The following is a 14,970-nucleotide window of genomic DNA, read 5'->3' as shown; positions in this document are numbered from 1 at the left end:
AGACAGCTAACTAAGACAGATCACAATGATAGATTGATTTCATAGTATTCATGACTTACTCATAAGTCGAGCAACAAGCCACCTTTTAACTAACCTTTAATGTTAAAAAAATGCCCAGCAATCTCATTACTGGGCATTTTAAAGTGTTGTTAGATTAGTTATTGAATGATTAATCTATAGGGCGATAAAACCCTGTCACTCTATTGGTAAAGGTTAATGTATCGACCAAGGCTTTTAGCTTCGCCACCGTTAAACCGGACTTCAATTGATCCATTTCATCAAGATAGCGGGCATCACCATAAAGTGTTTCGCTTAACTCAAGACGATGTAACAAGGTGGAATCAAAGGCTTTCTCCAAGCGGTTCTGCTCAACATCTGCGAAGGCATCCTGTATTTCCTTTGCCCATTCTTCTGTCACTATGTCTGGCAAATCAGATAGCACGTTTTTGGTCATCTCTGCCAAATCGTCTAATCGTGCTGGAGAGCTGGAATACTGAATACTTAACTCAGCACGCTTGGTATCTTTGTTCAGATCCAAGCCTACTCTTACACTGTAAACGCCTTGAACCTCACTACGCAGCCGCTGTTTTAACTCTGCCTCTAAACGCTCACCCAAATAGGTCAACTGAAGCGCGGCAACAGGCGACCAAGGCAAAGATTGATAGGCATACAAACGATATTCGGCTTTCGGTTCCGTATTCAATGAAACATCCACAATCGCTTCACCGGCTTGCTGCACAACAGCCTTAGTGTTATCTGTGGAAGCAAGCTGATCACGAGGAATATTGGCCAAATACAAAGCCGCCAAGCGAGTCACATCTACTTCAGGCAAACGAGACACCATAAAATAATGCACTGGCAAGGCAACTTGTTGTTGTCGTGTTTTTTCTATCTTATCTAACGACAACGGCGCTAAATGCGACAAACTCAACGTCGTGTCACTTTTCCCAAAGCGCGCTTGTGCTAAACGTCGTGAAAACACTTCAATCGGACGTACAACATCAATACTGGCGCTTCTTTTTAAGCTTGCCATTATGCTGTCGTAAACATCGATATCGATTTTGGGGGTAACTTGGTTCACATGGTAAACGTTCAGTAACTTATCTAAATTATCACTATCAATTGACCCTCGATACGCAAGGCTTTGCGCCTTCTGTTTAGAGGTTAAAAACACACTATTTTCTTTACGCCATTGTTGAAACTCTTCATCAGTCCAACCATAAACACCGGTGGCATCAGACATTTGCACGGCAATTTGCTCTGCCCAAGTAGAGCCTTGCTTTACGCTATAACCTGCGTCAGAAATCGCGGTGAAGTAAGTTTTATTGTCTATTTCGGATTGATCAATTTGATAACGCTCAGCCAAAACACTCGGGTCTAGCACTGTCAGTTTATCGCCATTTGATAAAGACCAATTTGATACACCCAATTCTGCGTTTCGCGATGTAAGTACCACCGAGCCACTTTTCGTTACAACAGGCAATGCTTTCACCGCCACTATTTTTTCTTTTTCTAAGGCACCAAGCTGGCGAGATTGCATCTCATCAAACAATGCTTCAACAGATTCCACCGTACCTATATCTACATACTTCCCGCCCACGGCTTGTGTATAAAGAATACGATCTGGCGAAGACAGCCACTGCTTCAAGCGAGCATTTACATCCTCAAGCGAAATCGTCTTAACAAGACGCAATATTTGATCATTACTTTGTTTAGGGTCATGAAGGGATTTGTCAGACGTTACCGCCTCGACCATTTTCACTGACCAAATGGTGCCTCGGCTCTTTGCCGCGTTTTTATTGCGTTTAGCAACATCAACAACCTTTTGATAGATTTGATCAAAATCTTGCTGAAAAAATCCCTGCGTCTCTATTCGTTCAATCTCTTGAATTAAGGTTTCCAACCCTAGAGCGTGATATCCGTCGTCCACATTGACTGAAAAACCTAATATCGCCACATTTGGAGAGACCGTTCCTTTTGTACTCGATAATACCCGTACATGCTCAGGTAATACCTCTCTCTGACGATAAACCTGCTGAGTTAAAAGATTGCGAGCCATGTAATCAATCAAGCCGTCACGACGTGCTTCGTCAGTGCTACCTGCTTCACTTTCAAATCGGTATAAAAAAACCACTCGGTTCACTTTATTACCAGAATCATTAAGCTGACCAATTTTTAGATTCCCATCCAGTACAGGGTCTTTTGGGTGACGCTTTGGAAGCTCTCGCTTACGTTCAGAACCAAAGACACGCTTAATTTGTGCTTCTAATACAGCGGTATCCATAGGTCCAAAAACCACCAACGCCATGTTATTTGGCGCATACCAATGTTGATAAAAAGACTGAAGCTGTGTTGCTGGGGTGTGTTGAATGGTTGCCTGAGTACCAAGCACTGGACGTTCTGGATACAAAGAGCCAACTCTCAGTAAGGTTTTTTTCTCGTCATTAACGCGGGAACGATGGCTCAACTTGCCACGCCATTCCTCTTGAATAATTAAACGCTCTTTATCCAAAGACGAGGCTTTGATTTCGGCATGAAAAGCAATTTGCTGATAAATATCCAACACATTGTTCAATCGATCTGGCGTGGTGTTTTTCAAATTCACCATATAGCGGGTATTTTCGCTGTTGGTCATGGCATTAAAATCACGACCTTGCTTAAACCCCATATCAGTAAAGGCTTTTCGCACGCCATTCGGCAACCCCTTACTTTCGTGGAATACCATGTGTTCCACCATGTGCGCCACGCCTAACTGATTTTCTTCCTCATCAATGGCACCAGAAAGTACGACTAAATTCGCTAATGTCAGCCCTTTTGGCGCGTCTTTTTCTTGTTTTGAATCGAATAAATAATAGCGGAAGCCATTATCCAAAGTCCCCTGCACAACACGCTTATCCCAAGGTAAACCCTTATCATTGGCATATACTGGAGTGACAAAAACAAACAAACAGGTTAATCCCATAACACACAGGATTTTTTGTAAAAAAAGCATAAAACAGCTCACAAAAAAATCATTCAAAAACAGCCATAAACAAATGCTCGAGAGAGCATTTGTTTACAAGAAAAGAAAGGAGATAAAAGAAACATCTGCTTAGAAGCGCATACCGACTTCCAAACTGGTAGAGCGGCCCAATGTGTAAGAATAACTTCCAGAACTAGTCGACTTATCAATATAATCATCAAACACATTGTTTATAGAAAGCTTTAAATAACCTTCTACTTCTTTAAAGATAACTGGTTTCCATTCAAAAGACGTATCTAAAGTGATTAAACTGTTAAATTCTAGATCATCATAAATATCATAATTACCGGATAGGTCTGTATAATTATCTCCTGTATCTTGAGCTATTTTTCCGCCAGACTCGACATTAATTCGGTTAGTCCAAACTAAATGAAAATCAGGAATAGCTGTCGATGTAGAGAAATTTATACTAAACGGAATATTAAAGTCAGACTTAGGTAATTGTGAGTTATAAATAACATTACCTTTATAATAAATCTGTTTAGAGTTAATTTCATCCTCATAAGATACATCTGACAACGTATTTGTTTTACTTTCTTGATAACTAATAGAAAATTCACCATCAGTCTCTGTTCCACCGAACTCAAAAGGTTTTCGAGTTTCTATCTTTAAAGAAATAGTATCGGTAGAACTACGACCAAAATTTGAATAGTAATTCAATCCTGATGCAGTCTTAGAACGAGTTACCATGTCACGAGTTTCACGGTTCACATACTTTACAGTAACATCAACATTACCTACTTGCTGAATTACACCAAATACCAGCTCATCAGAGTAAGGTGTATCAAGATCATAATCATAAAAGGAATTATCTGAATAAGAGGTAAACTGGTTAAGTGTACCATCGGTATTATATCGATAAGTCGTACGCCAAGAACGCAACTGACTATTAACCTCATATTGAAAAAAATCTCTTCCGTAATAACGATTTGCCCCAGTGATTAAACGGGTTTCATTATCACTAAACACATCCCATTGCACATTAAATCGTGGCGAAAAATTTAAATTCTCTAAAGTGGATTCATAATCCGCACGTAATCCTAAGTAATAAGTCCAATCTCCATTTTCAATCGTATCAGAAAAATAAACACCTTCTGAGTGAGATGACTTCTCAAGCTTATTTGCATCGACAATATTAAGGATACGAAGATATTCATCATTATAGTCAATAACACCATCACTATTTGTATCACCGCAGCGACTGATTACACACTGATAGTTTTCACTGACAATTTTGTCTTCTACTTGATAAAACTGTTTTTTTCGATTCAACTCAGCACCAACTCTAAAGGTGTGTTTGAAAGAGCCAACATCAAATGCTTTTTGTAGCCAATCAAGTTTAAAGGTCGTCGTATTCTGTTGCTGATTTATGTTTCCATAGCCACCAGTATAAGGCCATCGCCCATTATAATAATCGGCATAATGATATATGTACTCTGAATCATCGGAAGATAAAGTGTCTCTTGCCTCATCGTAAGAAAATGTCGTTTTTAATATTCCAGAGTCTGTGCTATATATAACCTCAGAGCTAATACCTGATGCTTTATGTGATTTTATAAATGCAGAGTCATATGAAGCATTAGTAACACCATCATGGTATCGGTTAGCATAAAGAACAGACACACCAATATCTAAATTATCGTTGGCTTTATAGTCAAATCTAGCCATTAAATTATCGATAGTATCATCATAAGAAACGCCCTGCTTTCCATAAACAGTATTACCAATATTTTTCACATAGCTTTGTTCAAAATTAGAGTTCGCACGAGAAGCGGTAAATGTCACACCAAGCTTGTCTGTAATTCCTTGCGCACCAGTTAATGTATAGGTCTGCTTTAAATACTCTGGCGTATATTCTCCTTCTAATGAATCACCATCAGCCATATCTCCCTCTAAAGATTCATCAGCGTGCATTTCATCCCACTCATCCTTAGAGATCGCATATTTTACTGAAAAATAATCTTCGCCATCATATCGCTTTAATTTTGCTGAAATAACGCCACCCAGAAAGCCGCCAAATTCGACAGGAATATTAGAGTCATAAACAGTAACTGACTCCACAGCATCAGGGTCAATATAATAACTTTGAGATGAACTGCCGGACAGCATGCTCAAATTACTCGGATTAATCGGATTTGAATAAGTATCTTCGGAGTTTCCAGGATTTAAATCATTATTAGCAGACATCCCGTCGATAACAAACGAGTTTTGATAATGTGACTGACCATGAATAGATACTTCGTCAGGACGCATACTTGCGCTACTTGCTGAAGTACTAGAAGAACGACTATAACGGACCGCACCATTTCCTCTTAGTAAATCAGTAAGATTTCCAGTCTCTCCAGCCATACTTTCAATTTCACTTGCGTTTAGTATGCTCGCACCTAAAGTGGTTACAACTTTATCTTCACGAACCAACAAGGGTGACATGGTGATGCCATTCTCACCTTCAGAAACAGACTCAGTATCAATAAGAACTATACTTCTACCTTCCCCTGCTTCATATGACAAACCTGTACCTATTAACAATAAATCCAGCGCTTGTCCGGCAGAGTATTCACCTACAAAACCCTGCGTATTTTTACTTTTAAGAAGCTCACTGTTGCCACCTAAATACATACCTGATACGGCAGAAAATGCATTAATCGCCTTAGATAAAGGCTCTGCAGGAATGTTGTAATAATGTATCTCTGATGCTGCAGCTTCTGCATAAGTTACTGAGCTAAACATCATACCAACGCCACCAGCAAGTAACGTATTAGCGAAAAGCAACGACAAAGCGGTACGAGCATTCTTTCGTCGCTTAAGTGAACAAGCAAGGGCCATATAAACTCCGTAATAATAATATTTCTTATTACTATTACCGAACGTAAACGAAGAAAGGGACATGAAAAAAAATGTTTTTTAAAAATACTTTGAAAATAAATTCCACTGAACACTAAGCTACGGAAATGCCCACCCACCAAGGCAATGGATGCTTTATACGAATAGGAAAAGATTTAGATAACATAGAAAGCACAAGATCCATATCGTGAGTAGGAAAAGTCCCCACAACACGCAAGTCCGCTAAACTAGGATCAAGATTGAAATGGACATAATGATAACGACCTATTTCTGCCATAAAATTTGCTAGCGGCATATCTTCAACAATTAATAACCCATTACGCCAAGACTCATAAAGCAAAGAAGCTGGCCGAGTATCAGATATAGACTGAGCGTTAAAAACGACTTCTTGGCCAACATACAGCGTCTTAGACAACTGAGAATCCAAAAGCGCAAGGGAAACTGCCCCTTCATAAACCGCTAGAACAGTTTGTTTATCCGATAGTTGGCGTACACAAAAACGAGTTTTGTCTACACCAGAGCGTATAATGCCATGAGCACAGGAAACAGAAAAAGCGCGGCTGTCTGAAGAGGCTTTAGTTTGTACCAAAATTTCTCCCGTCACGAGAGACAAACCTGGATAATCACGGCCATTGGATCGATTCATTGCACTATTGGTATTCAGCCAGATCTTAGTACCATCCTCTAAATCGTAGGCCGACACCTGTCCAACTTGAGTATGAAAATCAGCCATCCAAGCTGACGCTATTCTTGGTAATGATGTTTCGCTCCAGCCAATCCAGCCTAATGCAGCAACACCAGTCACTCCTAGCACGCCTTTCATCAACTGACGACGATTAATTAAACTAGTATTGTCTAAAACATAGCTTGCCGATTGCTGAGATTTATCATCTTGAAAAGAGGAAAACATAGCGCCAACTGACTCAACTTGCTGCCATGCTTTACGATGCGCTTCATCTTCGTTTAACCACTGCTGCCAAGCAAGTTGACTGGCTTCAGAAACAGGCTTATCAGCCAGCACAGCAAACCATTCGGCAGCGGCTTCTAAATGAACATAATTTGCAGGTTGGGAAGATGCCATAAAATCTAAAGAGACCGATCGGATTTAAACAAAAGACATTGCAACATCGCCTGTGCCATATAGCGCTTCACCATGCGCTCTGATACGGACAAACGTTCGGCAATTTCTCGGTAGGTCAAACCATGGAGTTGAGACAAAATAAGCGTATTTGCCACTTTTTTAGGTAACTTAGCGATCATCGCGTCTAGTTCGCAAAGCAATTCAATCATAGAGGCTGAATGTTCTGCTGAAGGCACAAACTCTTCGTCGCAATGGGCTAAAGACTCCAACCAAGCCTGCTCGACCTGCTTACGCCGCCAGTGATCGATGTACAAGCCTTTGGCAATGGTGCTCAAAAAAGCTCTGGCTTCGCCCATATTAGAAAAGTATTTCGGTCTTTTAAGCAATCGCACAAAAGTATCTTGTGCAATATCTGCTGCCAATTCATGACAACCAAGGCGGCTACGAATCCATCCAGTGAGCCATGAGCTATGCTCAGCATAAAGCTCACCAACCTGTTGAGATTTTTGACGCTCAGGATTCATTGAACCGTTCAACCTCATTTTAATAAAAATATATTTTAGAAGCAGAAAAGTACAACAAATGAGAATGAATATCAATAAATGAAAAATATTTAAACATCAAACTAAAGACTATTATAAAGAATCAACTCTAGTTTGATGTAAGCAATACTTTAAAAAAGAGACTACAAAGTAGTAAAAGTACCACCTTTTGCTAAAGCTTGTTGATAAGCTGGCACCGCTTCTACTTGCTTGATAAAACGCGCAATATTCGGATATTTAGACAAGTCCATGCGTGTGCTCGATGCTTGCAATGGAAAACTCATCTGAATGTCTGCAGCAGTTAATTCCTCACCGACAAACCACGTATGCTCACCCAAAGTTTTTTCAATAAACTGCATTTGAGGAGTAATACGTGGCGTGATGAATTTATCTTGGATTTTACTGGTGATCGCTTTCGCAATGGGTTTGATAAAGAAAGGCATCGGACTTTGTGGCACCTTCATCATCACCAACTTCATCACTAACAAAGGCATCAAAGAGCCTTCAGCAAAATGCAACCAATAACGGTAATCCAATAACGCTTTGCCATCCGTCGGCCTCAGACGCTTTTCCGTATCATATTGATCTAACAAATATTCAATAATCGCACCAGACTCAGCCACGGTTAAATCACCATCAGTAATCACCGGAGACTTACCCAGCGGGTGTACTTTTTTCAAAGATTCAGGACCAGAAGCGGTTTCAGGGTCACGCTTGTATTCCACAATCTCATACTCAAGCCCAAGCTCTTCCAACAACCATAAAATACGCTGAGAGCGGGAATTCTCTAAGTGATGAACCGTAATCATATAATCTCCTTATTGTCTTATCAGGAACGGATATTATTCACTTTTACACTACAAGCTATACGCAATAAAGCAGAAAAGAGATGACTAACTAAAAATAAAAACGTCTGTAGAAAATAAGAGCGCTTATGAAAGGCCAAATAGTAAAGGTCAAAAAAATCAAAAAAAGGCTTCCCTGTGGAAGCCTTTTTATAGATAAAATAAACTACACTCGATAATTTAATGACGAAAATGCTATTTTTCCAGCTTTTACGGCAGAAGTAACACACTCTTAGCAACCGCTTGAGTACGAGGCACGAAGGTATCCAACAAACAAAGCTCGCCATCAGTATGCATTTTTGCGCCTACGGGTCCTGTTCCACATAAGGTCGGAACGCCCATCGACGAGGTAAAACCAGCATCCGAACAACCACCCGTGAATTCCCCTTCTACGGTGAACCCCAGTGACTCTGCTTGTTTTTGATAGTGCGCCAATAAGACATCGCTCATGCTTGATTCAAAAGGATGGAACGCCGATATCAATCGCACAGAAGCGGTCACACCATTCAGTCTAGGCGTATCAACAATAGCCTGAATTGCGTCTATAGCTTCGACCATTTGTTCTTTGGTGATATAGCGTAAATCCAATTTGGCAGTGGCATCTGAAGCCACAGTATTGGAAGACATACCACCGCTAATTAAACCAACATTGGTCGTTACACCGGTTTCGTAATTAGTCAACGCATGCAGCTCAGTGATGATCAGAGCCAAGCCACCAATTGCGCTGGCTCCATCAGCATGGTTTACGCCAGAGTGAGCAGCTTTGCCTTTAACTAAAATTTCAAAGCTCGCACCGCCTTTTCGGGCCGACACAACATTGCCACTGATACGACCAGGTTCGGCATTGAATACGGCTTTTGCGCCCTTAACCATTTGCTGAATAACGTGTCGACCTTCTGGCGAGCCAATTTCTTCATCACCAGTGAACAAGCCAACAACGGGATGAGGCAATTCGGTGAGATCAGAGTTATTCAACAGATACTGCAAACCTCTTAACACAAAGCAATTCAATACCAAGCCAGATTTCATGTCAGCTACGCCAGGCCCAAACGCCGTCATGCCGTCACGAGTAAAACCTCGCGTTGCCGTCGTTCCTTTGGGAAAAACTGTGTCCCTATGTCCCATAAGATAAATAGCAGGCTGTGCGTCTTTTTTATCAAATCCAGAAGCAATACGTGCTTCCAATACATCGCCAGAGCTAGCAGACTTATGCCATCGACATTCGATACCATCGGCTTCTAACCAAGAGGCCATCAGCTTTCCTGCCGCATCAACACCATCTTTGTCATAGCTGTTCGAGTCGGTATCGACTAATTCCTTTAGACATTGGATCATCTCGTCTTCTTGTGTTGCCAACCAGTCACAAAGTAAATCCGCATAAGGTGCGAGTGCGCTGTTGCTTACCTTTTTTGCTGTCGATAATGTCATTTTGCTCTCCTTAACGTTTGGCCTGAATTGATGAGCCTTGTTCGGATAAATCCCAAAAAAGTCCCGTCATTATCTGTAAGGCTTCACGACACACTGGCGCTAGAACGTGTTCATTTGGCGCATGTTGACTGCACGCTGGGTACGAATGTGGTACCCAAACGGTAGGTAAATTAAGAATATTGGCAAACACATCATTTGGCAGCGAGCCACCTAAATTAGGCAGTAACACAGGTTTCTTACCGGTAGTTTGAGCAAGAGAACCCAAAGCCCAATCCACCCAAGGATCTTCAGGATCAAGACGCGTTGCCTCCATGATATGACCACTATCAGTGACTTCAACATCGCTGAAACCATGACGATCAAGGTGGTCACGAATATGTTTTAAAAAGTTTTGGCTGTCGCTTTCTACCACAAAACGCAGCTGACAATGAGCGCTAGCGTAACCGGGAATAGCATTTACAGGCATATCTGGATTACCTGTTTTGCACGCCAACATTTCCAAAGTGTTCCACGCAAAAACCCGCTCGGCTGGGGTTAAATCTGGCTCGCCCCAATTAGGATCAATGGCCGGGCTATTTGCACCCTCACCCACAGGAATGTCTTTTAAAGCAGCACGAACCGATTCAGGCAAGCGCGCAGGCAACAAGCCTTTGACAAGAATCTTACCTTTGGCATCCACCATGGAAGCCCAAGCATGGGCCAAGCGCGTACCAGCGTTGCTCAATAAACCACCCCAATTGCCTGAATGATGAGCACCATCGCGCAACAGTACTTTTAAATCGAAACTGAATCCTCCACGAGAACCGAGGAAAATTGTCGGGTGCTCAGCACTTAACCTTGGACCATCGGACGCAATAAACAAATCTGCAGCTAGTTCCTCTTTATGCAGTTCACAAAGCTCAGCCAATCCGGGTGAACCTGCTTCTTCGCCCATTTCTAAGATCACTTTAACGTTAAAGCCTAGCTTGCCTTCTTTCGCATCAATAACCTGTTTCAATGCAGCAAAATTGATAGTGTGCTGGCCTTTATTATCCGCCGTTCCACGTCCATACCAACGGTCGCCATCTACCACTACTTTCCATGGCGATAATCCAGCTTTCCATTGATCGTCATAGCCGCGCACGACGTCGCCATGACCATAGGTCAGCAACGTCAGTTGGGTTGGATCTTCGATTCGTTCGGCAATCAAAAATGGCCAAGAGCCCGGCTGTGTTGCTTCGGTAACCGGATTGGCAACAATACGTGATTGAAAGCCCAATGAAGCAAGTTCGGGCATAATAATGTCTTGCAAATAAGCATGTAATTGATCAAAGGCATCGTGGTTCTGGCTTTCACTGTGAACGCTAACACGTTGCTCTAAGGCAGTAAAAAAGGCACCGGAATCAAAGTAAAACTCCGCACCTTGAATGCTGGATTGACGACTCATGTTCTCTCCTTAAGTAAAATAAAAAGCAGGCTAAAGTGGCCCTTAAAAAATGAAAAAATTACGAAGCCTTATCCCATGCACTAGAGTCCAACACGTCAGGCAAACCTAGAGCTGGCTCTGGTGTTAAAACGGAAGACAACAAAGCTTGTGTATAAGGATGTTGTGCATTTTGAAAGATTTGTTCTCGGGTGCCCTGCTCGACAATTTTCCCGCGATACATCACTGCCACTCGATCCACCAAATGCTCAACCACACCAAGGTTATGACTGATAAATAAGTACGTCAGTCCTAGCTCTTTTTTCAGATCCATCAATAAGTTAAGAATTTGTGCCTGAACAGACACATCTAGCGCCGAAGTCGGCTCATCGCATACCAAAATGCTAGGTTTTAAAATCAAGGCTCGAGCAATAGCAACACGTTGACGCTGACCACCTGACAATTGCCCCGGATAATTTTTTAATAACCGCTCAGGCAAACCCACCAAATCGCTGATGTCTTTCACGGCTTTTTGCTGGCTTTTAGCATCACCAATTTTATGCAGCTGCAATGGCAAACGAATAATTTGCTCAATAGTTTTACGTGGATTCAAAGACGAATAAGGATCCTGAAAAATCGGCTGCAACTGACGAGACATCGACAAGCGTGAACTTGATCCTCTCGCCTTATCATTAATCAATACGTCGCCATTAGTAGGCTCTAATAAACCTAGAATCATTTTCGCCAAAGTACTTTTCCCGCAGCCTGATTCGCCAACCAAACCCAAGGTTTCACCGGGACGAATACGTAACGAAATGCCGTCTACTGCTTTCAGTAATGTAGGCTCTTTGAAAGCCCCATTTTTTAGATAAAAATGGCGCGACAAATTTGATAACTCCAAAGCATATTCTGACATTACACCGCCTCCCGAAATGACGACGCTGTAGCAATAGAACAACGTACTTGATGATCTTCTGAACCTAGGTGATTTTCTAAGCTAGGCGAACGGTAACAACACTCTCCAATAGAGACGCTACAACGGTTTTCAAAAGCACAACCTTTTAGTTCACCAATCAGACTCGGAACCACGCCCGGAATAGACTCCAAATGACTACCAGGTAAGGTTTTACCAGGAACAGGAATACAGTTGAGCAACCCTTTGGTATAAGGATGCTGTGGATCAGAAAACAAATCTTGCGCAGAAGCCGTTTCTACTACTTGTCCGGCATACATCACCGCTACACGATCGGCAATGCGTGCGACCACACCAAGGTCATGAGTGATAAAAATAACGGCGGTGCCAAATTCCTGCTGAAGTTCACGAATTAAACGTAATATCTGTGCTTGAATCGTCACATCTAGTGCCGTGGTTGGTTCATCCGCGATGATCAAGTCTGGCTCGCACATCAGCGCCATGGCGATCATCACTCGTTGACGCAAACCACCAGACAATTGATGTGGATACTGATCTAAACGCTTTTCTGGATACGGCACACCAGCGCGCTCCAATAAATACACTGCGCGTTTTTTGGCTTCATCTTTGCTCACTTTTTTGTGCTTGATAATGCCTTCGCAAAGTTGATTGCCTAACGTATAAGAGGGATTCAGCGAGGTCATCGGCTCTTGAAAAATCATCGACATACGCATGCCGCGCACTTGATTTCGCTCTTTTTTCGATAAGGACAATAAATCCATACCGTCAAATTGCATTGCCTCGGCGGTCACTTCAGCTCGCTTCGGCAATAAGCCCATCAGCGCCATAGAAGTCATGGATTTACCACAACCAGATTCCCCTACGATACAGAGCATTTCACCTTTATTTACATGTAAATCGATACCACGCACAGCTCGCAAATCGCCATTTGGCGTTGGCAGACTGACTTGTAAATTTTTCACGTCGAGTATTCGTTTCATGATGTCTCCTCTGGCCTCAGTTCCGGCCTTCTGGTGCGTTCATATCACGCAAACCGTCACCCACTAAATTAATCGCCAATACCAACACCATCAGCGCAATGCCGGGAATAGCAATGACCCAAGTTTTAAAAAACATGTACGCTTTGCCTTCCGAGATCATTAATCCCCAGGATGGCATTGGCGGCTGAACCCCCAATCCTAAAAAGGACAAGGTCGCTTCTAGCAAGATTGCATGTGCCATTTCCAAGGTCATAACGACAATCAACGCGCTTAAAATATTAGGTAATAATTCCCGTACTAGGATGTAAGTTGTTGAAGCACCTAGTACTTTGGCCGAAGCTATGAATTCAGCATCCCGCAATTGCTGAGTCGTGGAACGTGCCACCACCGCAAATCTATCCCACAACAACAACCCCAATAAGATGATCACCATTTGCAAGGAGCCACCTACCAAAGCAGACATAGCTAAAGCCACAAGAACAACCGGCATAGCCAAACGCGTAGTAATGATGTAGCTGATTACTGCATCGACTCGGCCACCGAAATAGCCAGCCAGAACACCCAAAGTCGTACCAATTAGCCCAGAAATAAGTGCTGCGGACAAACCAATCGTCAGCGAAATTCGCGCCCCGTAAAGCAAGCGACTTAGGTAATCTCGGCCTAATTTATCGGTGCCAAAGATATGTTCCCAAGAGCCTTTTTCGTGCCAAACAGGTGGGATCATGCGCTGAGAAATATTTTGTAAATAAGGATCATGAGGTGCCAACCAAGGCGCCAATATCGCCAGCACCACAATCAGACCAAGAATAATTGAGCCCATTAACAAACCACGGTGACCCAAGAAGCGATTCATCATTCGGCGCCACTCAGGAACCACAGGCAAAAAGGTATTTGCGCTAGGAGCGGTTGAAACAGTAGAAGTAGAATCAGACATAGTAGACACCTCAGCGAACACGCAAACGTGGATCAAGCATGGCGTTGATCACATCAGCTAGAAAAGTTAACAGGATATAAAACACCGCAATAATCAACACCACGGCTTGCACCACTGGATAGTCATTACGGGTGATCGCATCCCACGCGAGCTGCCCTAAACCTTTTAAAGAAAACACCGATTCGATAACCACCGAGCCGCCTAACATAAAACCCAATTCGACCGCCGCCAAGGCCACAACAGGAATTACCGCATTGCGCAAAGCGTGTTTAAAGATGACAGAAGATTCATTCAAACCTTTAGAACGAGCGGTACGAATGTAGTCAGAATTCAATACTTCAAGCATGCCGGTACGCGTTAAGCGCATCATGGCTGGCATGGCGTAATAGCCCAAAGCGATGGCAGGTAAAACAAAGTGCTGCCATGTCTCATTACCGCCAGCAGGTAACCAATGCAAGTTAACCGCAAACACCACAATCAGAGTTAAACCAAACCAAAAGCTCGGCATAGCTTGACCAATAACCGCGATGGTCAACGCCAAGCGATCAATCCAAGTATCTTGCTTAATAGCAGCAATCACACCAAGAGGGATGGCAATTACCGTTGCTAATCCTAACGCCAAACCACCTAGTGTCAGCGTTACCGGTAAACGATCACTAATCAGTGACATTACGGTATCTTGAAAATAATAAGAGCGACCAAAATCCAATTGAACCGCTGACCATAGCCAATCAAAGTATTGATAAACCATCGGCTTATCCAAACCAAAATCGATTCTGATTTGCTCCACCTGTTCAGCGGTAGACTCAGGTCCAGCAATCGAAATAGCCAAATCACCAGACAAATGCAGCAACATAAAGCTCACGATAGACACAGTGATTGCCACACTCAACGCCACCAGTAATCGACGAAATATAAATACCAACATAAAAAAACCTCACAACCGCCTTTGTGACTT

The 14,970-nt window shown here is 42.5% G+C and carries 11 protein-coding genes; all 11 read right to left on the bottom strand.

The window, feature by feature from the left end; all coding sequences use genetic code 11:
* Positions 1–169: 169 nt before the first annotated feature.
* The 11 genes from CCS02_RS11910 to CCS02_RS11860 all read right to left on the bottom strand — a co-directional run bounded on the left by CCS02_RS11910 (position 170) and on the right by CCS02_RS11860 (position 14,940).
* Positions 170–2,992: a M16 family metallopeptidase gene (locus CCS02_RS11910; RefSeq protein WP_100636673.1), complete on the bottom strand. Its 2,823-nt coding sequence runs from the start codon at positions 2,990–2,992 to the stop codon at positions 170–172.
* A gap of 99 nt (positions 2,993–3,091) precedes the next feature.
* Positions 3,092–5,848, bottom strand: coding sequence for a TonB-dependent receptor (locus CCS02_RS11905; protein WP_157807990.1), 2,757 nt, complete (start codon positions 5,846–5,848; stop codon positions 3,092–3,094).
* A gap of 112 nt (positions 5,849–5,960) precedes the next feature.
* A complete protein-coding gene (locus CCS02_RS11900) occupies positions 5,961–6,947 on the bottom strand; it encodes a FecR domain-containing protein (RefSeq protein WP_100636671.1) in 987 nt (328 codons plus the stop codon).
* Between the two features lie 5 nt (positions 6,948–6,952).
* Complete coding sequence (locus CCS02_RS11895; RefSeq protein WP_012071476.1) at positions 6,953–7,471, bottom strand: sigma-70 family RNA polymerase sigma factor; 519 nt, start codon at positions 7,469–7,471, stop codon at positions 6,953–6,955.
* A gap of 161 nt (positions 7,472–7,632) precedes the next feature.
* Positions 7,633–8,298: a glutathione S-transferase gene (locus CCS02_RS11890; protein ID WP_100186398.1), complete on the bottom strand. Its 666-nt coding sequence runs from the start codon at positions 8,296–8,298 to the stop codon at positions 7,633–7,635.
* Between the two features lie 246 nt (positions 8,299–8,544).
* A complete protein-coding gene (locus CCS02_RS11885; protein ID WP_100636670.1) occupies positions 8,545–9,762 on the bottom strand; it encodes a M20 family metallopeptidase in 1,218 nt (405 codons plus the stop codon).
* Between the two features lie 10 nt (positions 9,763–9,772).
* The gene (locus tag CCS02_RS11880) at positions 9,773–11,188 is read right to left on the bottom strand and encodes a M20 family metallopeptidase (RefSeq protein WP_100636669.1); all 1,416 of its coding nucleotides are present in this window, start codon (positions 11,186–11,188) and stop codon (positions 9,773–9,775) included.
* A 58-nt stretch (positions 11,189–11,246) separates the two neighbouring features.
* The gene (locus tag CCS02_RS11875) at positions 11,247–12,080 is read right to left on the bottom strand and encodes an ATP-binding cassette domain-containing protein (RefSeq protein ID WP_100186401.1); all 834 of its coding nucleotides are present in this window, start codon (positions 12,078–12,080) and stop codon (positions 11,247–11,249) included.
* Positions 12,080–13,078, bottom strand: coding sequence for an ABC transporter ATP-binding protein (locus CCS02_RS11870; protein ID WP_100186402.1), 999 nt, complete (start codon positions 13,076–13,078; stop codon positions 12,080–12,082). The genes CCS02_RS11875 and CCS02_RS11870 overlap by 1 nt, the downstream gene beginning before the upstream one ends.
* 16 nt (positions 13,079–13,094) lie before the next feature.
* Positions 13,095–14,012 carry an ABC transporter permease gene (locus CCS02_RS11865; protein ID WP_072840077.1) on the bottom strand — a complete coding sequence of 306 codons (918 nt, stop codon included), beginning with the start codon at positions 14,010–14,012 and terminating at the stop codon, positions 13,095–13,097.
* A gap of 10 nt (positions 14,013–14,022) precedes the next feature.
* Entirely contained in the window at positions 14,023–14,940 is a 918-nt protein-coding gene (locus CCS02_RS11860) for an ABC transporter permease (protein WP_072840078.1), read from the bottom strand.
* Positions 14,941–14,970: the final 30 nt, after the last annotated feature.

The sequence above is a fragment of the Marinomonas sp. ef1 genome, from assembly GCF_002806845.1.
Taxonomy (GTDB): domain Bacteria; phylum Pseudomonadota; class Gammaproteobacteria; order Pseudomonadales; family Marinomonadaceae; genus Marinomonas; species Marinomonas polaris.
This window is presented reverse-complemented; position numbering and strand designations above follow the sequence as displayed.